The 21,385-nt window shown below is 71.3% G+C and carries 16 protein-coding genes and 1 pseudogene; 2 read left to right on the top strand and 15 right to left on the bottom strand.

Features of this window, described 5'->3' with window-relative positions; genetic code table 11:
• The first annotated feature begins 66 nt into the window (after window positions 1-66).
• Together ACIP63_RS26380 and ACIP63_RS26385 are read left to right on the top strand one after the other, a co-directional pair.
• Window positions 67-519 (top strand): GNAT family N-acetyltransferase, encoded by a 453-nt coding sequence (locus tag ACIP63_RS26380; protein WP_401520161.1) that lies wholly within the window; start codon window positions 67-69, stop codon window positions 517-519.
• Between the two features lie 418 nt (window positions 520-937).
• Entirely contained in the window at window positions 938-2,005 is a 1,068-nt protein-coding gene (locus tag ACIP63_RS26385; RefSeq protein WP_401520163.1) for an NlpC/P60 family protein, read from the top strand.
• Window positions 2,006-2,069: 64 nt separating this feature from the next.
• On the opposite strand, the gene ACIP63_RS26390 is transcribed toward ACIP63_RS26385, so the two are convergent.
• From ACIP63_RS26390 to ACIP63_RS26460, 15 genes and pseudogenes are all read right to left on the bottom strand, one after another.
• Window positions 2,070-3,122: a hypothetical protein gene (locus tag ACIP63_RS26390; RefSeq protein WP_401520165.1), complete on the bottom strand. Its 1,053-nt coding sequence runs from the start codon at window positions 3,120-3,122 to the stop codon at window positions 2,070-2,072.
• Window positions 3,123-3,151: 29 nt separating this feature from the next.
• Window positions 3,152-4,432 (bottom strand): TRAP transporter large permease subunit, encoded by a 1,281-nt coding sequence (locus tag ACIP63_RS26395; protein WP_401520167.1) that lies wholly within the window; start codon window positions 4,430-4,432, stop codon window positions 3,152-3,154.
• 4 nt (window positions 4,433-4,436) lie between these two features.
• Complete coding sequence (locus tag ACIP63_RS26400) at window positions 4,437-5,027, bottom strand: hypothetical protein (protein WP_401520169.1); 591 nt, start codon at window positions 5,025-5,027, stop codon at window positions 4,437-4,439.
• The gene (locus ACIP63_RS26405) at window positions 5,024-7,153 is read right to left on the bottom strand and encodes a hydantoinase/oxoprolinase family protein (RefSeq protein WP_401520171.1); all 2,130 of its coding nucleotides are present in this window, start codon (window positions 7,151-7,153) and stop codon (window positions 5,024-5,026) included. Before ACIP63_RS26405 ends, ACIP63_RS26400 begins: the two co-directional genes overlap by 4 nt.
• Window positions 7,154-7,294: 141 nt before the next feature.
• Window positions 7,295-8,905, bottom strand: coding sequence for an FAD-dependent oxidoreductase (locus ACIP63_RS26410; RefSeq protein ID WP_401520173.1), 1,611 nt, complete (start codon window positions 8,903-8,905; stop codon window positions 7,295-7,297).
• A gap of 48 nt (window positions 8,906-8,953) precedes the next feature.
• Window positions 8,954-10,030 (bottom strand): LacI family DNA-binding transcriptional regulator, encoded by a 1,077-nt coding sequence (locus tag ACIP63_RS26415; protein ID WP_401520730.1) that lies wholly within the window; start codon window positions 10,028-10,030, stop codon window positions 8,954-8,956.
• 548 nt (window positions 10,031-10,578) lie between these two features.
• Window positions 10,579-11,172 (bottom strand): GNAT family N-acetyltransferase, encoded by a 594-nt coding sequence (locus ACIP63_RS26420; protein ID WP_401520175.1) that lies wholly within the window; start codon window positions 11,170-11,172, stop codon window positions 10,579-10,581.
• 21 nt (window positions 11,173-11,193) lie between these two features.
• Complete coding sequence (locus ACIP63_RS26425) at window positions 11,194-12,459, bottom strand: hypothetical protein (protein ID WP_401520178.1); 1,266 nt, start codon at window positions 12,457-12,459, stop codon at window positions 11,194-11,196.
• A 621-nt stretch (window positions 12,460-13,080) separates the two neighbouring features.
• On the bottom strand, window positions 13,081-15,423 hold the full coding sequence (locus tag ACIP63_RS26430; protein WP_401520181.1) for a tetratricopeptide repeat protein: 2,343 nt from the start codon (window positions 15,421-15,423) through the stop codon (window positions 13,081-13,083).
• Window positions 15,420-15,872, bottom strand: coding sequence for a hypothetical protein (locus ACIP63_RS26435; protein WP_401520183.1), 453 nt, complete (start codon window positions 15,870-15,872; stop codon window positions 15,420-15,422). The genes ACIP63_RS26430 and ACIP63_RS26435 overlap by 4 nt, the downstream gene beginning before the upstream one ends.
• A gap of 276 nt (window positions 15,873-16,148) precedes the next feature.
• Window positions 16,149-16,502, bottom strand: a pseudogene (locus ACIP63_RS26440) (hypothetical protein); the annotation flags it as partial.
• A 338-nt stretch (window positions 16,503-16,840) separates the two neighbouring features.
• Complete coding sequence (locus tag ACIP63_RS26445; protein WP_401520186.1) at window positions 16,841-18,370, bottom strand: helix-turn-helix domain-containing protein; 1,530 nt, start codon at window positions 18,368-18,370, stop codon at window positions 16,841-16,843.
• 180 nt (window positions 18,371-18,550) lie between these two features.
• Complete coding sequence (locus ACIP63_RS26450; protein WP_401520189.1) at window positions 18,551-18,745, bottom strand: DUF4236 domain-containing protein; 195 nt, start codon at window positions 18,743-18,745, stop codon at window positions 18,551-18,553.
• Window positions 18,746-18,838: 93 nt separating this feature from the next.
• Window positions 18,839-19,501 carry a GNAT family N-acetyltransferase gene (locus tag ACIP63_RS26455; RefSeq protein WP_401520192.1) on the bottom strand — a complete coding sequence of 221 codons (663 nt, stop codon included), beginning with the start codon at window positions 19,499-19,501 and terminating at the stop codon, window positions 18,839-18,841.
• Window positions 19,502-19,625: 124 nt separating this feature from the next.
• The gene (locus ACIP63_RS26460) at window positions 19,626-21,197 is read right to left on the bottom strand and encodes a helix-turn-helix domain-containing protein (protein ID WP_401520194.1); all 1,572 of its coding nucleotides are present in this window, start codon (window positions 21,195-21,197) and stop codon (window positions 19,626-19,628) included.
• Window positions 21,198-21,385 lie beyond the last annotated feature (188 nt).

The raw sequence follows: 21,385 nt of genomic DNA on the forward strand, positions 1-21,385 counted from the left end.
GCCGCGCGCCGGAGGCCGACGTTCCGCCGCCGGGACTGTCAGTGGCGGGTGCCAGACTCCGTCGGCATGAGTGAACAGGTGCGTCTGAGAGATGTGGATGAGTCCGATCTGGAGGTGTTCTTCGCGCAGGAGCACGACCCGGAGTCCGTGCGCCGGTCGAACTTCCCGCCCCGGGAACGCGAGGCCTTCATGAGGCACTGGAGGACGAAGGTCCTGGGCGAGCCCTCCAACCTGGTGCAAGCCGTCACCGTGGACGGGGAGCTCGCGGGCAACCTGGTGGCGTGGTGGGAGGAGGACCGGCGCTTCATCGGGTACTGGCTCGGCCGGCAGTACTGGGGCCGGGGCATCGGCACCCAGGCGCTGGCTCTCTTCCTCGACAGGGAGACGGCACGGCCCCTGCACGCCGACCCCTTCGCGGGGAACACCGGCTCGGTGCGGCTGCTGGAGAAGCACGGTTTCCGTCGCACCGGGACGGTCATGTACGGCGAGCAGGAGCACATCATGCTGGTGCTCCCCTAGCCCGCCGACGCGGCACCAGGGCCAACTCATCGGCGTCGTCGACGAGTTCGTGGCCGGTCTGAAGGCCGGTCGACGAGGTGCGCGCGAACGACGAACCGGTCTCGCATCCGGGAGTCACGTACCGGCGCGGCTCGGGCGACGCGGCGCGCTGAACAAGCCCCTTCCCGGACACGCCGTCAGGTCGCCGCCGCGCGGCGTGTGTTGACAGCCCGCACATGCCGCCCGTGTCGACATTCACGCTGTGAAGATTGCATGGATAACGGGATGGTTACTAAGGTCAGGCCTCGAACCTTCGCACGGTTGATTGCCCACCCGGGGTGACGGCGAAGGAACCGCCGAGTCCGTGACCTGCACGGAGCCGGGGATCACTTCCCCCCACAGCCCGGTTGGCGGCTCGAGGAAGAAGGAGCCCGCCTCCGTGGCGTCCCACCGTCGTCCCAAGCAGCCGAGCCGCACCCGCGTGACCGTGCTCACCGCGACCGCCGCCGCGGCCGTGGCCCTGACCTCCCAGGCCGCCCACGCCGACCCCAAGCCGACCAAGAGCGAGGTCAAGGCCAAGGTCGACAAGCTCTACCACGAGGCCGAGGTCGCCACCGAGAAGGCCAACGGCGCCAAGGAGCAGCAGGACAAGCTCAAGAAGCAGGCCGACGCGCTCCAGGACAAGGTCGCCCGCGGCCAGGACGAGCTCAACACGCTGCGCGGTCAGCTCGGTTCGCTCGCCACCGCGCAGTACCGCTCCGGTGGCCTCGACCCGTCGGTCCAGCTGCTGCTCTCCTCGGACCCGGACAGCTTCCTCGACCAGGCCTCCGCGCTCGACCAGCTGTCGGCCAAGCAGGCCGAGTCGCTGCAGAAGATCCAGGCGAAGCAGCGCACCCTGGCGCAGCAGCGCAAGGAGGCGCAGGGCAAGCTCACGGCCCTCGCCGAGGTCCGCGAGACGCTGAACGAGAACAAGAAGAAGTCCCAGGGCAAGCTCGCCGACGCCCAGAAGCTGCTGAACACCCTCACGGCCGCCGAGCGCGCCAAGATCGCCGAGGACGAGCAGCGCGCCAGCCGCGCCGCAGGCGAGCGGGTCGACATCGGCGACAAGACCTCCACCTCGGGCAGCGGGCAGGTCGACCTCGGCAACGAGGTTCCCGCCTCCGCCCTCGGCGCCGCCGCCCTCCAGGCCGCCCACACCCAGGTGGGCAAGCCGTACGCCCGCATGGGCACGGGCCCGGGCTCCTACGACTGCTCGGGGCTGACCCAGTGGGCCTACGCCCAGGCCGGTGCGCAGATCACCCGCACCACCTTCACGCAGATCAACCAGGGCACCCGCATCGCACGCAGCCAGTTGAAGCCGGGCGACCTGGTCTTCTTCAACAACACCTCGCACGTGGGCCTCTACGCGGGCAACAATACGGTGCTGCACGCCCCGTACCCGGGCACGTACGTCCGCTACGAGTCGATGAGCACCATCGGCAGCTTCCAGGCCGCCGTGCGCATCTGACCACGCCCGGGGCTGCGCCTCCGGGAGAGCGGCGGCCCGTCCACGGACGGGCCGCCCCCTTTCGCTACCTGCCGCGCGCGACGGCGATCGCGCCCTGGAGGCGCTCGCCGGCTTCGTAGATCATGTACGGCACCCCGTTCTCCGTACCGAAACTCGGTGACGCCGTGCGGCCGTTGTCCTGGGCGCCGTCCATCGAGTCGTGGAAGACGCCCAGGTGGTCGCGGCGGGAGAAGTCGTTGCCGACCTCGGTGATCAGCAGGTCGCCGCCGCTCGCCTTGTCCTTGTTGTAGACGACGTACGCGCTTCCGCCCCGGGTGAGCAGATGCGGTCCGCCCACGTTGACCGCTCCGACCTCGGAATGCCGGATCAGCGGCTCCTGGTCGAAGGTCCAGTCACGCCCGTCGGCCGACCAGCCCCAGGCGATGTCCCGGTGGTTGCTGGTGTTGTTCAGCATGAAGAGCATCACGTACCGCGCGCCGCGTGCCGGCAGGTCGTGCCGGAACACCCGCGCGTAGGACGTCTCGGTGGACCCGGCAGGCAGCATCGAGGTGGAGAGCACGACCTTGTCGTACGTGAAGTGGATGCCGTCCTTGGACCGGGCGAGCCGGGTGGTGGTGTTCTCCCCGTGGAAGTACAGCCACATCTCCTTCTCGTCCTCGTTCCACAGGACGTGCGGGGAGGAGACGTGGCTGACCTTGTAGTGCGGCTGCCAGTCGTTGGTGACGAGCGGATTGTCCGGATGCTCGGTGAACGGGCCCTCCAGCGAGTCGCCGTAGGCCAGGCAGATGCCACCGGGCGCGTCGTGCGGCGCGTAGTAGAGGTAGTACCGGCCCAGGGCCGAGGAGAGCCGGTTCACCGTGCCCCGGACGCACGGGAAGATGATCTCCCCGGTGGGGTTGTACGCGAGGTCCTCGGGCCTCAGCAGGGTCCTGACGTAGGTGTAGTCGGGAAAGCCGCCGGGTGCCGCCGAGGCGGAGGACGCCGTACCCGCGCCGATGGCGAGGGCCGTGCCGGTGGCCGCCGCGCCGCGCAGGAAGACGCGGCGGGAGAGGAAGGCGGGGAGGCTGTCCCGCTGCGGGATGGCGTGCGGCTCGTTCGTGTTCTGTGGCTCGTTCATGTTCTGACTCCGTCCCGGGAGAGGGGTGTTCAGAGGTAGGTGGCGGCCGTGACGCAGAAGCCGGCCAGGGCAACGGCCCACACGTAGGGCAGGGTGCGCACCATCACCTGCTGCGGGCCGACGCCCGCGTACTGGGCGCTCCACACGGTCTGGGTGCTGGTGGGGTCGGCGACCCCGAAGACCTGGTTGTAGGAGGCGGCGATACCGAGCACCGCGACCGCGGGGTAGATGCCGGCAGCGATGAGGACTCCGGCGATACCCGCGCCGAGGCCGTAGACGTTCAGCGGGCCGCGGTAGAGGCACAGCGGCACCAGCAGGGTGAAGACCAGGACGAACAGCACCGGGTTCTGCGGGCTGACGGCCTTCACCAGGGGTTCGAGCGCCTCGATCGCGCCGGGCAGCTTCACCGCGGCGAGGAGGATGCCGATGGCGATGAACAGCGCGATGGGCGGCGCCGCGACCTCGAACCCGCCGTAGAGGGTGCGCAGCAGCCGCTTGTTCATCTCACGCGGCCGGGTCGTGGTGACCAGGGCGTAGAGGACGCCGCCCAGCAGCGAGGGGATGATCGCCACCTCGAAACCGAGGGCCAGGACCAGCGGTACGACCGGGGTGAGCAGGGCGTACCAGGGCGCGTCGCCGAGCCGCTCACGGCGTGAAGGCGGCTTGTCGGCAGCCGTCTTCAGCGACCAGGCGTGCTCGACGCCCCGGCGGCGGGACTCGATCAGCACGAACGCGACGGCCGCGACCAGCGCCGGCGGGAACAGCTTCACCATGAAACCGCGCACGGTCTCCACCGGCAGGTCGAGGGCGGTGGAGAAGAACTGCCAGATGGGCAGCTCGAACGGGACGCCCACGGCTATCCCCATCAGGATGGTGCCCGCGGCCGTGACCTTCGGGATGCCCACCGCGACCATCGCCGGGATCCCGATGATGCCGGCGAGCATCGCGGCGGGCGCCGAGCCCGTCACCGTGCCGATCAGCGCGGACACCGCGAGGACGCCGAGCGCCACGACCGTCGGCCGGTCGCCGCCGAACTCCACGATCTTGCGGACGATGGTGCCCGCGATCCCGGTCTCGTCGAGGAGCTTGCCGAGCCACGATCCGAGCAGCACCGCGATCATCGTGGAGGCGAGCATCGGGGCGCCCTCCTGGAGGACCGTGTCCAGGACGCTCTCCTTGCCGGTGAGCGGTGCCCCGGCGACGAACGCGATGACGACACCCAGCAGGACGAGGGCGAAGGCGGTGGGGAGTTTACGGGTGAGCATCGCGGCGACACCGGCCGCCATGACGATCAGGATGACTACGCCCATGGCGCTACTTCTCTCTCTGGGTCACGGCGTCGGCGAGCGCGGCCGTGAGATGCAGGGGGCTGCGGCCGAGTCCGCAGACGGTACGGGCGTAGGCGTGGGCGGCGATCTCCTCCGCGCCCGCCACGTGCCCGAGGATCCGGAAGCGGCCCGCGCGCAGGACCACATGGCCCAGGGCCCGCTTCAGCGCGCCCTTCGCCGGGCCGTGGTGGAGCTGTTCGTGCACCGCCTCATGGGCGAGCGCCGCCTCGCGCACCGAGCCGTGCGGGTACCAGTGCCGCCAGCCCCGCGCGTCGATCAGCGCCTCGGCCGCCGCGATCGTGTCGGTGTAGAGCTCCACGGCCGGAGCGGGCCGCGAGGTGTAGCGGGCCAGCAGGCCGCGCTCCAGGCCGTCGGCGCGCTCGGTGATCCTGGCCCGGCACGGCACGGGGGCCAGCGCCGAACCGAACGCCTCGGCCGTACGCGCCCAGTGGCGCAGCAGTTCCGGGTCGCGGCCCTCGTGGGTGGGGGTCGCGGCCAGCAGCCGCACCGCGAGACCGAGATCGTCGGTGTCCTCCCGGCCGGTGTTCTCCCACGAGGTCACCGCGGGCGCGTTCATATGCGTACCTCCAGCACGGCGACCACCGGTTCGTCGGCGCCGCGGGCGTCCAGCTCGCTGCGGGCGAGCGCGAGCAGCGGCTGCGGGTCCAGCACGCCCGACAGGTCCGCGATACGGGAGCCGAGCAGCAGCCGCACGGCCGGGGCGCGGACCCCGCCGTCGCCGTACGACGTGGTCTCGCGCACCAGGCGGGCCAGCACCTCGGGCGCCTCGGCGACACGCGTGGTCTCCACCCGTGCGTCGGAGACGTGCAGCCGGATCACCCCGTCGGCGTCGACGATCCGCACCGGGTGCCGGGTGGTGCGCAGAGGCCGGCGTATCTCGGCCCCGTACACCGTGTGGGCGGGGGTCCCGGCGAGGACCGTGACCCGTGACGGGTCGGTCCTGAGGCTGGCCGCCGCCGTGCGGAGCCGCTCGGCCTCGTCCGCGCGGTGCGCCCGGTCCTGGGTGCGCAGCTCGGTGGCGCCGGTGGCCACGGCCCGTACGGTGCTCGTCTGCGGGTCGACGGTGACCTCGACCTCCACCCCGTCGGCCGCCGCGCCCTGGGCGATGACGGCGGCCTCCGCCTCGGCGCGTACGGCGAGTATCTGTTCCTGCCCCGCGCCGGGGATGATCCGCTCGACCTGCTCCCGCACCAGGGCGAGCGCCACCCCGATGGGGCTGATCACCTCGCTGTGCCGGGCGATGCGTCCCTCGAGACCGCTGACCGCGGCCAGGTGCGGGGTGACGGAGGCGGCTCCGCCGCCGCCACCGACGAGGAGCGCGGTGTCCTTGTCCAGGCGGTAGTCCCGGATCATCGTGTCGACGACCGCCTCGACCTGTGCCGTCCCCGCGTCGAGGAGCCGTGCCGCGGCCGTGGCGGTGTCCACGCCGAGGGCCGCGGCGAGCGGGGCGAGCGCCGCCCGGGCGACCTCCTGGTCGCTGCGGGCGAAGTCCCCCTCGGGGACCCGGCCCAGGGCGTTCGCCGCACAGGTCATGGTGATCGCGAAGCGACCACCCGCCGCGTCGAGCACCGCGTAGTCCTCCGGGTCGCCCGCCATCGGACTGACGGTGGTGAGCCTCGCGTCCCGCAGGTCCTTCGCTGCGGCGAAACACGCGTAGGGCAGGCCCGCGATGTGAGCGCTGCGCGGCCCGACCCCGGTGACCTTGCCACCGCCGATCCGCACCATGGAACCGCCGCCGACACCGACCGTGCGTACGTCCAGGGCGTTGAGGTAGGACTTCCTGCCGAGGATCGTGGCGTGCCGGACGGCCACCTTGCCGCGTCGCACGACGCTGATGTCGGTGGAGGTGCCGCCGGTCTCCAGGAACACGCCCTCGCTGATCCGTTCCTGCATCAGCGCGCCGGCGACACCTGCCGCCGGACCCGACAGGACCGTCAGCAGAGGCCTGCGCCGCATCTCGTCCAGGGACATCACCCCGCCGTCGCAGCGCATCACCATCAGCGGGGAGCCGACCCCGGCCTTGGTGATCGAGGCGTCGACGAGATCGGCGGTGGCGAGCATGCGCGGCAGGATCGCCGCGTTGACCACCGCGGTACGGGTGCGCTTGTGCAGCCCGTACAGGGAGGTGATCTCGTGCGCGGCGGTCAGCGGCAGCCCGACGGAGCGGGCGGCCTCCATGACGGCCTGCTCGCCCTCCGGCCGGTCCACGCTGAACGGCTCCGTGGCGACCAGCACCTGGGCGCCGTCCTGGGCCAGCGCCTCGGCGGCACGCCGGACCGACGCCGCGTCGTCGGGGTCGGGGACATGGGCGTAGACGAGCGGAAGGGTCTTGCCCGGGGTGAGTTCGAGCCTGCCGAGCGCGGCGAGCCGGCGGGTGAGCGCGGCGGACGGGCCGCCACCGATCCCGATCAGCCCCACGGTGGCGACATCGCCCTCCAGCAGGGCGTTGGTAGCCTGGGTCGTGCCGTGCGCGAGGAAGGCGACGTCCTCCGGCGCGCGGCCGGTCTCTTCCAGCAGACGGTCGAGTGCTTCCACGATGCCGTGGGCCACGCCGTCCTCGTGATGATGGCTGGTGGGGACCTTCACCTGTCCCAGGAGTTCCAGGGTCGTGGCGTCGACAGCCACGGCGTCGGTGAAGGTTCCGCCCACGTCGATGCCGACGCGGATGCGGTGGGTGGTCATGGTTGGGCACCTCCTTGTGCGGGTGGGCAGTGCGCGGGCGGGCCGGGTGGGACAGGTGGAGCTGTCCCGCCCGGCATTTCCGCGTGGTGGAGCGCCGTTCAGGGGTGGTGACGGGCCTCGTCGCCCTTGGGCGGGCCGTTCTCAGTAGCCGCGTACGTCGGGCCAGTGGCGCTGGACCCCGTTCGAGTCGAGCAGCCGGGCGAACTCCTCGAACCGCTTGTCGTCGGCCTGGACGGCGTGGGGTTCGACGCCCTCGGAGACACAGTGCGCGGCCAGCGCGCCCGCGACCTCGCCGATGTTCCACTCCACCGGGTGGAGCCGGTAGCAGCCGTTGGTGATGTGCGTGGTGCCGATGTTCTTGCCCGCGGGGAGGAGATTGCGGACGCGGCGCGGCACGAGCGCGCCGAGCGGGATCTCGAAGGGCACCGAGCCGATGTCGATGTAGTTGTCGCCGCCCGTCGAAGGGTGCAGGTCGATCCGGTAGTTGCCGACCCCCACCGAGTCCCGGTACGCCGTCCGCCCGTAGGGGCCGACGGCGTCGATCGCGACGTCCTGCTCGACGACGGTGGTGACGGCCTTGATGCGCCGCGATTCCCGGACGTAGGGCGCCTTGGCGAGCCCGTCGGCCGTACCCGTGACGTCGGGGCGCGGCCGCAGACCGGGGAAGCCGATCCCGCCGTCCTCGCGGGGGGCCTCGGTCTGGAGCCAGTGGAGGACCGAGAGCGACAACTGCCGGGCCTCCGCGACCGCCTGGGCCGAGGTCTCCGGGCCGCCGCCGATCAGCGGCTTCAGCCAGTAGTCGTTGAGCGGCCAGTTGGCCAGGGTGACGTCGGAGTCGAAGGAACCGGGCCGGTGCATCTTGCGGGCCAGGATGCGGCGGAAGCCCCACAGCTCCTTGTCGCCCGCGTCGGCGCTCTGGTCGGCGTTGACGGCGAGCGGATCGACCTCCGGGTTCGGCACGAACGTACGGGGCACGGCCTCCAGTGACCGCGGGTCCGGGGCGAGGAAGCCGAGGAGCGGGCCCGGCCAGAAGTCCGGCCGGTAGGAGCGCCAGAAGTCGTAGTCGGCGGGCCGGTCGATGACGTGGTTCTCGCCCTCGTGGTGGGAGACCGCGAAGCAGACGGTGATGCCCTGCTGGTTGAGGGGCTGCGCCTCCTCGGGGGCGTGCGGCTCCCCGAACTCGGCGCGCGACTCGGCGCCCACGGCGTGCTCGACACCGCCGAGTTCGAGGAGCTCACCGGTCTCCGTGGCGTCGATGACGTACCGCGCCCGGATCGTGGTCCGGGACCCGTCGCGCAGGCTCTCCAGGGTGACCGGGCCGATGACATCGTTGTCCGACTCGGCGGCGACCGCCCGGTGCTCGGTGAGCAGGGTCAGCCGCCCCGACGCCCGGTGGGGAGCGATCATGCCCTCCAGGACGGCGAGGGCGACCCGCGGCTCGTGGCAGAGCTTGCTGACCCGGCCGGCCCCCGGGTTGAGACCGGGCAGCGCGAGCGCCTCGGAGCGCATCGGGTACCACTGCCGGTAGTAGTCGCGGATGCCCTCGCGCAGCGCCCGGTAGGTGGCGGTGGTGCCGAACTGCTCCACCCAGGGATGCTCGTCCGGCGGGACGGCCTGGCTGGTGAGCTGGCCACCGATCCAGTCGGTCTCCTCGGTGAGGACGACGGTCCGGCCGGCCCGGCAGGCGGCGAGCGCGGCGGCGACGCCGCCCAGGCCGCCGCCGACGATGAGGATGTCCGGTTCGGGGATCACAGTTCTCCTTGTGCGGTACGGGGTCGTGCGTGTGATGGGGTGTACGGGTCAGCCGGGATCCGGTCGTGCGCCGGGCGGCGGACCCGCCGTGGCGCCGGCCCGGTAGGCGCAGGCGACCAGCGCCACCAGCCGCTCCGGGACGTCCTCCCCGGCGACCAGCGTGGCGAGCAGGCGTACGGCCTCCGCGCCCAACTGCGCCCGGGGGATGTCGAATCCGGTGGGCTCCGGATCGCCGGCGAGGTCCGGCGGGGGACTGCCGAGCAACGCCAGGGAGAGATCGCGGGGACTCTCCAGGCCGGCTTCACGGACAGCCGTGCTCAGCGCCCGCCAGGCGGCGCCGCTGTCGGTCTCCTCGGCCACGAACGCGGTGACGCCATCGGCCAGCCACCGCCGAAGGCGCTCCGGGGTGAGGTCGAGTGCCGGGTCCGCACTACGGAACACCGCCTCGGCGTCAGGGAGTTCCGCCGCCCGAAGGCCCTCCAGGAACCCCTGTTCACGGTCGGTGGAGGCCGGCGCCTCGTCGTCCTCGCGCACGAGGACGATGCGGCGGTGCCCGAGCGCCGCGAGCTGCTGGACGACCTCGCGACTGGCGCTGACATAGTCGGCGCCGACCCAGGCGAGGCCCTCCGGTTCGTCCCTGCGGCCCAGGTGGACCACGGGGAACCCGTCGTCCACCAGCCTGCGCAGTTCGTCCACCGGCGCGTGACGTCCGAGCAGGAGACAACCGTCGGCGAGCCGCGCCCGGTTCAGGGCGTGCGGGCCGGCCGCTCCCGCGCCGCCGGAGCTGGACCCGGTGAAGAGCACCAGGTCGTACCCGCGCGCGGCCGCTTCCCGCTCCACGCCGACCAGGAACGGGTAGTACGAGTGCTGGACGTCGGTGGGGAAGGTGGCCGTGAAGCTGAAGACCCCGAGAAGGTCGTTGCGCGCGGCGGCCAGCCGGCGGGCCGCGGGATCCGGTACGTAACCGAGGCGGCCCGCGGCGTCGAGCACGTTCTGCCGGGTCTCCTGCGAGATGGCGGCGCCCTGCGGCTTCCCGCCCAGGACCAGGGAGACCGTCGCCTGCGAGACCCCCGCGAGCCGGGCGACCTCCGCCTGACGCGGCCGCCCGGTACGCCCGGCCGGCACGGCCGCCCGGCCTCGCCTGACCCGCTTGGTGGGTTCCTCCGGCACTGTTCCTCCAGACTGTTAATGCGTATTAGTGATGCGCATTAACGAGTACTGTGCGCGCGCCGGGAACGCGGGTCAAGAGGTGGAACACAACTTTGTGGCCCGGGGATCCGGCTCGGCGGCTCAGGGGCCGAACGCGGCGGGGAGGCCGACGGGAGCGCGAGCGCCTTTCATGCCGTGGGCCTCGGCGGAATCGCCGTCATCGGCCGCGTCCGGCCTGCGAGGTGTGCGGCGTGCGGGCGTGCCCTCACCCTGCATGTGTCGGGGCGCTGCACGTCGAGCGATGAGAACTACCACTGGGACTATGGCGCCAAGACCGCAAAGTGAAGTCCAACTTCCACACCGTGACCTGCAACTGCCGCTCCTGCCGGCAGCCTTGACCACCGACGACCGGTCAGGTTCCGGCGTCTCCGGCCCCGGGAGCCCAGCAGGCACCGCCGGCCCCGGTGCTGGCTACGGCTGAAGGCTCCCAGGGCAGCCCCGGCGCGCGCCGGCCTGGGGGCGGGTCAGGTCGCTCCTGCCGCGAACCCACCCGCCGGAGCGCCTGCCTTCGCGGTGCGATCGGTCGCGAGGTAGAGCGTGTCCACTCCGTCGGCGCGGTCGTCCTGGAGACGGAGGATGGTGGTGAACCCGAGTCGGTCGAGGAGTTCGAGGTGGCCGGTGTTGGTGGACCACGTGCGCAGTACGACCCACGGGGGCAGGGATGCCGGGAGGGCGAAGAGCTCCTCGTAAAGGGCGCGTGCGATGCCGTGCCGCCGGTGGCCGTGCCGTACGGCGATGGTGCTCACGTACAGGCAGGGGCAGAGATCGGCGTAGCGCGGGTCCTGGTGGTTGCTGCGGAAGGAGACGAAGCCGGCGACCTCGTCCTCGCGCCGGGACATGATGAGCTCCTGCTGGAGCATCTCGTCCAGGTAGCCGTTCCCGGGGGAGGGCGCGGCCCCGGGGCCGCGCTCGCGAAGGTCGGACACGGCGGTCCCACCGCGCAGGGTGAGCGGGGGGACGAACTCGCCGGCGACCTCCGTGAACATGTCTGTCAGCTCACGGACCTGGACGGCGGGGATCGCCCCCGGCCGGTACCACCGTGTGCTGATGTCGTTCACGCCACTCCTTCGCCGGGCCGCTCACGGTCGTCGGCGCCGCCTCCCGAACCGTCGGCGCACACCGGTGAAATCTACTGCGAACAAGGCCCAGAAACCAAGCAGGGGAATGACCGTGGCCACCACGTGGAGCAGGGTGAATCCGACGTCGGTGAGGGAGGGCACGAGGCTGGCTATGCCGGCGGCTGCCGAGATCGCGAACAGCACCTGGACCCGGCGCAGTTCGGTCTCGTTGTTGTGGTCCGCCAGCTGACGGGAGTGATTCTCGAGGGCGTGCAGGAGCGACATGGCGGTCTCCTTGTGCCTGCGGACCTTGAAGTTGGTCTCCAGGTACTCCGCGACCCGCAGCAGGACGGGGTCCTTGAGCATGACGTCGAGATTGTCGATCTCGGAGAGGTCCTGCACGAGGGCCGTCTGATTGGCGGAAAGGACGTGGGCGCCCGCCAGCCGACGGCCCGCGCCTCCTTGCCCTCCCCGCAGGTCGTGGGCGTTGATCCACAACTGGCATACGTACCACTGGGCGTGGACGAGGTTCAGCAAGGTGGTGACCGTCTCGGCCTCGGCGGCCACCGCTCCGGGCTCCCCCCGGACCACCGTCGACCAGCCGGAACTCGCGACCTCCAGGCCCCTGAACCCGAGCGGGTGGGTGAGTCCGTCCTCAGGGAGGGCGGCCTCACCGTCGGACAGCCACAGCAACTGCCGCACCCGCTCGTCGGGGAGGCTGTCGGAGTCGCCGATGAAGCACAGGCGGAAGTCGTGGAAGGCGTAGAGGAACGGCCTTGGCTCGATGATCCCGGCCGTGGCGCTCCGCAGGGCCCGCACCGCGGAGCCGTGCGCCTCGGAGTCACCGGCCCGCAGGCCAGGGGGGATCCGGAGGCTCAGGTTGTCGCTGAGGGCGTGGCACCGCTCGAGGTAGGGCAGGTAGTCCCGGTTCTTCCACTCGACCAGATCGTCGTAGAAGCGCTCGATGTCGGCTACGCCCTCGACGAGGGTGAACGTGTAGTCGACCGAGACCACGCCGAGCCACGGGTACACCCGCATGCGGCAGTCGAAGGACCACTTGGCCCCGGCGAGCACCGTCTCCCCTTCGGAGAGCGCGCACGAGAGGACCGGTGAGTGCCCGGCCAGATACGACAGGTTCCAGCTGCGCAGCATGGTCATGTCCACGCCTACGGTGCCGTGACGGGCCTCCACCGCCTGCATCAGGCGCCTGGTGTCGAAGATGGTCCCGCCGAGGTCGTACTTGATGGGTACAAAAACCTTCAGCTCTGCAGTGCGATGCGCATCCACGCACCCTCCCCCGAGTCGGAGCCCCCAGCCGGCGCGCAGCCCAGACGTCCAGCATACGTCCTGTGGCTGGCGGAAGCTGCAACTCCCCTTCTGGCGAGGGTACTTGGCGCGCGCCTGCTTGCTGTGCAACCCGGCGTGTTCGCGGCCGGGATCGAGGCTGCAACACCGAACGGCGAGAATTCTGCTCTCCGTGAGAACGCGGTGGACGAACTCCGAGGCGGAAATGTCGAAACGCTGTAATGGCTCCAGCGGGTCGACTCGGGCCATCACCGGCCATGTGGCCGGGCCCTGAGCGGGGTCGGCCGGCCAGTAGTACTCCTCCTCGATGAAGGAGCAGCCCCTGCACAGGACCCGTTCCCGGGTTGTCGTCACTCGGTAGAGTCGCGTGGTTGGCGCGAACCGACTGCGAATCCTCGTTCGCCTCCAGGATCAGGGGATGGTCACTGAAAGCGCCCCAGGGAGCGAAGTGGCGACGCAGGTCTTCGAAATCAGCGGGTAGAGGGCGCCCAGGAAGTCCTCGGTGTCGCACCAGTCGGGTTCGCCGGTTTCGCCGACCCAGGCGGGTCGACGGTGGCTGCGCCGGGCACAGTCACCTCATGCGACAACCCCGACGCTTGCTCTTCAGTCCAGGGACCATCGCGGATTTCGGAGTACGGCCCGCCGCCGCGGTTCGTCCAGGGCGGTCAGGGCCGCTTGTGCGGCTGATTCAGCCGTGGAGACCTGATCGGGTGTGGCGGCCCCACCGAGGCCCTGAAGCGTCGTGAGCCGGCAGAGCGTGGCAAGCGCGCGGCGGTGCACGTCGCCCGCCTGCTCGGCTCGATCTGCGGCTCGCGCGAAAAGGGTCGCGGCCTGGCCCAGGTCTCCTTGCGCGCGGTGGGCTTCCGCCAGCCCGCCGTACGCGGCGCTCAGACCGTACGCGTCGTCCAGTGCGGTGAACTGGTCGACCGCGAGGGTGAACAGGTCGACGGCCTGGGGCCACTCTTGTTGCTGCGCGCGCACGGCGCCCAGGTGGCAGTGCATCCATGCCTGTCCGAGCCGGTGCCCGACGGCCTCGAACGCCGCCAGGCCGGGCCCGTAGCACGCCTGCGCCTCGGAGAGCCGGTTCTGCGCGCGGAGGGTGGCGAGCAGATTGGCTGTGGCCCAGCCGGTCACGGTGCGGTCGCCGAGCCGGGCGGCGATCGCGGCCGCTTGGCGCAGGTGGACCGCAGCCTCCTCATATCGCTTGAGGCGGCGCAGGGTGTGCCCGAGGTTGTTGTGGGACTGGGCCAGAGCATGGCTGTCCTTGCCGGTGAGGGCGTCGACGGCCAGGCTCAGGTGGCTGATCGCCTCGTTGTATCGTCCACGTTCGCGCAGGAGCATGCCGGACTGGAAGTGTGCCTGGCCCACCAGTGGTGGCTGCCCGAGGTTCTGGGCGCGTTGCAGGGCGTCGGCTAGACGGTGCTCGGCGCCGGTGTGGTCGCGCAGGAGGCGGCTGCGGTCGCCGAGGCCGAGCAGGAGGCGTACGGCGCAGGCTTCGTCACCCGAGGCGACGGCGTGGTTCAGGGCGCTCTCGTACGCCCGCCGCCATGCCTCGTAATGGCTGCCGGCTTCGAACCAGGGCTCCAGGCACAGGGCGAGAGCGACGGCATCGGCCGCGCCACCGCTCTGGGGTGTCGACTGTTCCACGACGGTGACGAGGACCGTTCCTTCCGCGTCCAACTGTCGGCGGGCGCGGTCGGCTTCCGCCGTGTCCGGGGAGTGCAGCGCCTGGATGTTGTCGGTGGCGAGGGCGAGGGCCCAGGCGCGCAGCCGGGCCATGGCCCTCGCGCACTCCTGCTCGCCGTCCTCGTCCCGGGCCTGTTCCCGGGCGAAACGCCGTAGCAGGTCGTGGAGATGGAAGCGGTCGCCCTCCGGGCCCGACGGCTCGGCAAGGTAGGCGTCCAGCAGTTCGTCGTGGGCGTCCTCCACGTCGTCCTCGCCGAGACCGGCCAGAGCGGCGACGCAGGGCACGCTGAGGGAAGTGGCGGCGACGAGTCCTTGACTGCGAAAGACGCGTGCCGCGGTGGGAGAGAGAGCTCGGTATGACAGCGCGAAGCCGGCTCGTACTTCGGTGTCGAACGCGCCGTGGCGGCGACCCTCCTCGGCCAGACGTCGCGCGAACGTCGTCAGGGAGCGGCGTTTCCCGGAGGGCGAGTTGAGCGCGGATGACGCCAGCTGAACCGCCAGCGGCAGACAGCCGCAGGCACGGACCACATCGAGGGCTGCTGAGGGTTCGGCCGCGCACCGTTCCGCCCCGATCTCACGTTGGAGCAGTTCCAGCGCGGCGTCTTCGGACAGGCGGTTCAGATCCACGACATGAGCTCCCTGCAGCCCGACGGTCTGACGCCGTGACGTGATGAACACGTACGCCTGCGAAGCCGGGATGAGAGGAGCGACCTGCTGAGCGGACTCGGCGTCGTCAAGGACTATCACGGCGCGCATCCTGGCGATGGTGGAGCGGTACAGGGCGACACGTCGTTCCAGGTCGTCCGGGATGTCGCTCTCGGAGACGCCGAGAGACCACAGCAGATGCTGGAGGGCCGCTGCGGTGGAGAGGGTACGCAGGTTCTCCCCGCCGAGTTTGAGGTACAGGTGGACGTCCGGATAGTGCTCCGTCATCCGGTGGGCGGCTCCGATCGCCAGCGCCGACTTGCCGACGCCTGCGCCGTCGCGAACGACGGCGATACGGGTGGCGTCGCCGGTCGGTTGCGGGCCGGTGAGGGCGGCGAGTTCGGCTGCGCGTCCGACGAGCTGTACGGCTGGGGGCAGTTGAGAAAGGGCACGTACAGTGGTGCGCTGCGGCAGGACGACCGACAGGTCGCGGCCGGCGACGTACTGCCCGCTCTGGTGGACATCCCGTCCCGCGGTGAGACCGGAGTCCTGGACGGCGGTGACGGGGCCGACGGGGCCGTCAGGGGGCGTCGTTTCCGCAGGGCCCTCGGTCACGGCTGCGCGCCTGGGTCCTGCGGCGTCCGGTCACCGATGTGCAGGTCCCGGCCCGCCACGTAACGGCCACGCTGGGAAAAGTCCCGGCCTGCGACGGCACCGGCATCCGTGACGCTAGTTGCGCCGCCGGGCCCGTGGGCCCGGTTGAGCGCTTCAACCACCTGGTCGGCGAACCCTCGATCCTGAGCGAGCATGTCCGCGAGGGCGGCGCGGAACGTGCCCTGCCACAGGGTGCTTTCTGGTTCCTGCGCCAGCCGGTCGAGCAGGAGCGCGGTGGCTGGCTCGACGTCGAAGCGTTCACGGACAACGGCGTAGACGGGTTCGGCACCGGCCGGCAGCGGCTGAGCGTCGCTTTCGTCGCGTGGCGTCCCCTCTTGCCGGCGTCCTAGGAACTGGAGCACCGGCCCCAGCATGGACGACACCGCCGTGACCATGGCCTCGATCTCCACCGTTCGCCCTCCACCAGACCCCGTCGGCTCCCGTAACTGTTCGCAACATCGTCCTCGTCACTGGTCGGACACCTGAGACCACGTCAGCAACTGCCGGATACCGCAATGTAGACCATGTCCGCGATCGTCGTGGCGATGATTTCGATGGCTCAGGGGTGGGTGGCGCCAGAACGGTGTGCGCGGTAACGATGACGGCGATGCCACGTACTGACGGCAGGTAGGGGGAGAGCTCCAGGCACTTCGTCCGGGCTCTTGTTCGGCTTGATGTGGCCGTAAGGCGTCTTCCCATACGGCGCGGACGGTGCGGCCGACGAGTGTGCGCAGCACCGGCCACAGCTGGAGGAGCAGGGCCTGGTTGAGGTAGCGGGGCAGGTCGTCGTGCAGGCCCTCGTGCAGGACGGTGCGGTACAGGCCCATACACTGGCGAGGTTTGCCCAAGTCGTACGACGTCATTCCGGACCAGGCCATGTGCAATGGCAACTCCACAACTCCCTGGATCGGGCCGTGCAACTCGTCCAGCGACTCCGGCAGACGCCGCCGGAACTTCTCCCGGTACAGCGCGAGATCCTCAGCGGCCGCGTCCGAGAGGCCGCTCGGCGCGGGCACGGGGCGCTGCGGGATGGAGGGCATGCCTCCACTATGACCGTAGAGGAGCGGTAAGGGGCATGATGTGCGAGCTTGCGTCCGCAGTGAGCGGGACGGGCTCGTGGAGGGTGTCTGAGCGTGACAGCAAGGCAGTGAGCCGGGAACCCGGCCGACCTGTCCTCTCCCATGATCCGCTCATGCCAACACCCTGCCCGTGACCCATCACGTGGAGTGCCGGGCAATTCCGCCCCCAGCCCCGAGACCGGCAGTCTCCCGGCTCGGTCCAAAAGTCCCTGAGAAGTCCCACAGGCGAAGCCGAGTCCCCTCCTGGCTCGCATACGTGCAGGTCAGGAGGGGCTTCGCGTTACCTGTTCATGGAGCTTTCAGATGTCCCGGAAGATCTCGATCTGCGCACCCACCGAGTTCAGCCGCTCCGCCAGCTCCTCGTAACCCCGGTTGATGACATACACGTTGCGCAGCACGGACGTGCCCTCGGCCGCCATCATCGCCAGCAGTACCACCACCGCCGGCCGCAGTGCCGGCGGGCACATCATCTCGGCGGCGCGCCAGCGGGTCGGGCCCTCGACCAGGACGCGGTGCGGGTCCAGGAGCTGGAGCCGGCCGCCGAGGCGGTTGAGGTCGGTGAGGTAGATCGCGCGGTTGTCGTAGACCCAGTCGTGGATCAGGGTCTTGCCGTGCGCGGACGCGGCGATCGCCGCGAAGAACGGCACGTTGTCGATGTTCAGCCCGGGGAAGGGCATCGGGTGGATCTTGTCGATGGGCGCCTCCAGCTTGGAGGGCCGGACCGTCAGGTCCACCAGCCGGGTACGGCCGTTGTCGGCCGCGTACTCCGCCGTGCGGTCGCAGTCGACGCCCATCTCCTCCAGGACCGCGAGCTCGATCTCCAGGAACTCGATCGGGACCCGGCGGATCGTCAGCTCGGACTCCGTCACCACGGCGGCGGCCAGCAGGCTCATCGCCTCGACCGGGTCCTCGGAGGGGGAGTAGTCGACGTCCACGTCGATCTCCGGCACCCCGTGCACCGTGAGGGTCGTCGTCCCGACGCCGTCGACGCGCACGCCGAGCGCCTCCAGGAAGAAACACAGGTCCTGGACCATGTAGTTGGAGGAGGCGTTACGGATGACCGTCGTGCCGTCGTGCCGGGCGGCGGCCAGCAGCGCGTTCTCGGTCACCGTGTCGCCGCGCTCGGTCAGGACGATGGGGCGGCCGGGCCGGACCTCGTGGTCGACCTGGGCGTGGTAGAGCCCGTCGGTCGCGGCGATCTCCAGGCCGAAGCGGCGCAGCGCGATCATGTGCGGCTCGATCGTGCGCGTGCCGAGGTCGCAGCCGCCGGCGTACGGCAGGGTGAAGCGGTCCTCGCGGTGCAGCAGCGGGCCGAGGAACATGATGATGGAGCGGGTCCGGCGCGCGGCGTCGGCGTCGATGGACTCCAGCTCGAGCCGGTCGGGCGGCAGGATCTCCAGGTCGACACCGTCGTTGATCCACCGGGTGCGTACGCCGATGGAGTTGAGGACCTCCAGCAGCCGGAAGACCTCCTCGATGCGGGCCACCCGGCGCAGCACGGTGCGGCCCTTGTTGAGCAGCGAGCCGCAGAGCAGCGCGACGCACGCGTTCTTGCTCGTCTTCACGTCGATGGAGCCCGAGAGCCGACGGCCGCCCACGACACGCAGGTGCATGGGGCCGGCGTAACCGAGCGACACGATCTCGCTGTCGAGGGCCTCGCCGATGCGGGCGATCATCTCAAGGCTGATGTTCTGGTTGCCACGTTCGATGCGGTTGACGGCGCTCTGGCTCGTGGCCAGCGCCTCGGCGAGCTGACTCTGTGTCCAGCCACGGTGCTGACGGGCGTCACGGATGAGCTTGCCGATACGTGCGAGGTAGTCGTCTTCCATGGCTGCACGCTATCTCAGATATGAGATGAAGATCGTGCCGGGGGTGTGGGATTCAGGTGACGGTCGGGTGCCCGGCCGTGTGGGAGCGCCTGTTTGAAGGGTCGGGCGTGCCCGGCGGCCCGGCGTGCGGAGCTCGGCCGAACGGGTGAGGCCGGCCGAGCCCGCGACGGCGGTGTGAGGTCAGCCGCGGCGGCGTGTCGTCCTCCGCCAGCCGAACGGGCCCGGCAGGTCCATGGACGTGGTGCGCCGGCCGGTGCTGCTCGTGGTGCGCCTCGGTCCGTGCCGTCCGCCCGTCGTGACGGACCACGAGCGGCGGTTGATGTTCAGCCGGACGCCCGGGAGGATCTGGAAGCTCTTTCGGAAGGTGAGCGGCATCTGTGCCTCCTCTGTCAGGAGTACGGGTATCCCGAAGCCGCCGGGTCATGCACGCGGGCGCGGCCCAGGCGGGCCCATGAGTCGCGGGCGCGGTCAGTGCCGCGCCGGGTCAGACCCCCGCAGGGCGTTGGCCAGCGGTGCCGACACGGCCCATCCCGTGCTCTCGTACAGGGCCCGGCCCTCCGCCGACGAGGCCAGCAGGCCGACAGTCGCACCCCGCCCGGCGGCCGCGTCGGTGAGGGTGCGCATGATCAGGCGGCCGAGACCGCGGCGCCGGTGGGCGGGCTGGGTCTCGACCTTGTCGATGACCGCGGTGATGCCGGTGACGGCCGCCTGGCCTCGTGCGGCGAGCGTGCCGTCGGCCGCGCACACCCGGGCGTACGTGACGCCGTCCTGGGTCCAGGTGCGGAGCAGGTAGCCGTCGGGGAGGAGGGCCGGGGGGCGGGCGGGGCGGAGCGGGGTGGACATCAGGTAGCCGGGTTCGTCGGCGACGGACCAGCCGGGCGCGACCCAGGCCGCGAGCGACTCCGCCCGCACGAAGGCCTTCAGCCGGACGCCGGGCCTGGTCGTGCCCGCGGTTATCTCCCGCACCGTCGCCGCGTCGGCGGTGGTCAGGACATGGCTCGTGGCGTGGGCGGGCGGCCCCGTGTTCACGGTGAAGCCCCAGGAGGAGAGGGCCGGTTCGGCCGCTCCCCGTGAGAGGGCCCAGCCGTGGACCCATGCCTGTACGGTCTCGGAGGTGCGGGTGAAGTGCACGGTGCCTTCCCTGGCGGGCGGGTGGTCGGCATCGAAATGTACCGGTCCTGCCGCGTGCGTCGCCGCTGCCGCCGCTGCCGCCGCCGAGACGAGGCTGCACCCGGGACAGGCCCCGCGGGGTGGCCTACCTGATTCCGAGCGCCAGGCAGAAGTCCACCCGGTCGTGGAGTGTGGCCAGGCTGTGGCCCGTGAGCTGTTCGACGCGCTGGAGCCGGTAGCGCAGTGTGTTGACGTGGACGTGGAGCTGCTCTGCGCACCGCTGCCAGGAGCCGGACGCGTCGAGGAACGCGCTGAGGGTGCCCACGAGGTCGCTGTGGTGCTCGGCGTCGTACCGCTCCAGTACGCCGATCAGCCGCTCCCGGTACATGAGGCGCACCTCGTCGGGGACGGCGGCGAGCAGCATCAGGTGCGAGGAGAGCGCCTCGGTGCCCGCGACCCGCACGGGACCTGTGCCGAGCCGGGCGACGCGCTGGGCGTGCCGGGCCTCCTCCAGCGCCCGGCGCAGCCCGTCCTGCCCCGTCGAGGGCCCCGAGACGCCGATCGCGGCCCAGCCGTGCGCGAGGAAGGGGCCGAGCCGGCGGGCGGCCTCCGCGAGCAGTCCGGAGAGGCCGTCGTCCCGGCCGCCGCTGCCGGAGGCCGGGACGAACATCAGATGGCCCTCCGCCGCCGCGAACGGAGCCGAACAACCGGGTATCTGCTCGTGCACGTCGTCCAGGATCACTGCCGCGAGCTCCGTGCCGTACGGGCGGCCGGTCGTCGTGACGTACGCGACGGCAGGCGGCGCCTCCAGGTCGAGCCCGAGGCTGCGCAGGCGCCCCGCGGCGGGTTCGGTGCGGCCCTCGCGCAGGAGGTCCACGGACTCCCGCAGCAGCCGTTCCTCGATGCGCCGGCGTTCCTGCCGGGCGACCCCGTCGAGGGCGAGCAGCGCGCACACCTCCGCGGCGGCGTCCGCGATCCCGGGCGCCCAGTCCCGGTGGTCCCCGGCCGCGGCCAGGTAGCCCGCGGGCGGGCGGTGGGCGACGGGGGACTGCACGGGCAGGAAAGTGAGGTGCCCACCGCCGGGCAGTGGCTGTACGGAGGGGAAGGCGCCGGCGGCGAAGGCCGCCCGCAGGGAGCGCCGGACATGACGGGGTGACACGTCCGGCACGGCACCCGCGGTGAGTCGCCCGGTGGCCGAAAGCACCGCGCAGTGCACGCCCGTGGACCGGGCCAGCACCTCGACCAGGCCCTCCGCGCCGGCTCCGGACGCCATGCTGGCCACCAGGCCGCGATGGAGTCCGGCGCCGGGGGAGCGGCCGACGGGGCCGGCGAGCACGGCGAGCACGGTCTCGGTGAGCGCGGCGTACGACACGTCGTCACCGACCGCCAGCAACGGCAGCCCCTGCCGCTCGCAGGCGTCGGTGAGCGCGCCGGGCAGCTCGCCGACGGCCGCCGATCCGGCCACCAGGGCCGCTGCGCCCGCCGAGGCGAGCGCAGCGACGAACACGTCGGCGTCCCGGGGCTCCCGGTACCAGGTGGTGGAGGTGAGGACCAGCTCCCCGCCGTCCAGATAGCGGCCGGGGTCGGGCAGATCCGTGGTGCAGACGCCGGTCACCCGGCGGTCCCTTCGCGCCGGGAGCAGCGGGGTGAGGCCGAGGCCGGGTATCCCGAGGAGTTCGGACAGCAGCACCTGGTTCCTGCCTGACGGGAGAGGCACGGCAGGAGCGGCCGGGCCTCCCGTGGGTGTGTTACGGGCGTGCACACCGCTGGGCACGGGGTTTGGAGAATAGTACGGGGTCACCCTCCTTCACCGGCCCTCCGTCTGGAGGCCCGTACCGGTCCGCCCGCCGTTCGCCGGGGGTTCACTGAGGGACATCGCAGGACCCGGCCGCACCCCTCCGCCGT

It is taken from the genome of Streptomyces sp. NPDC088746, from assembly GCF_044751065.1.
GTDB lineage: Bacteria > Actinomycetota > Actinomycetes > Streptomycetales > Streptomycetaceae > Streptomyces.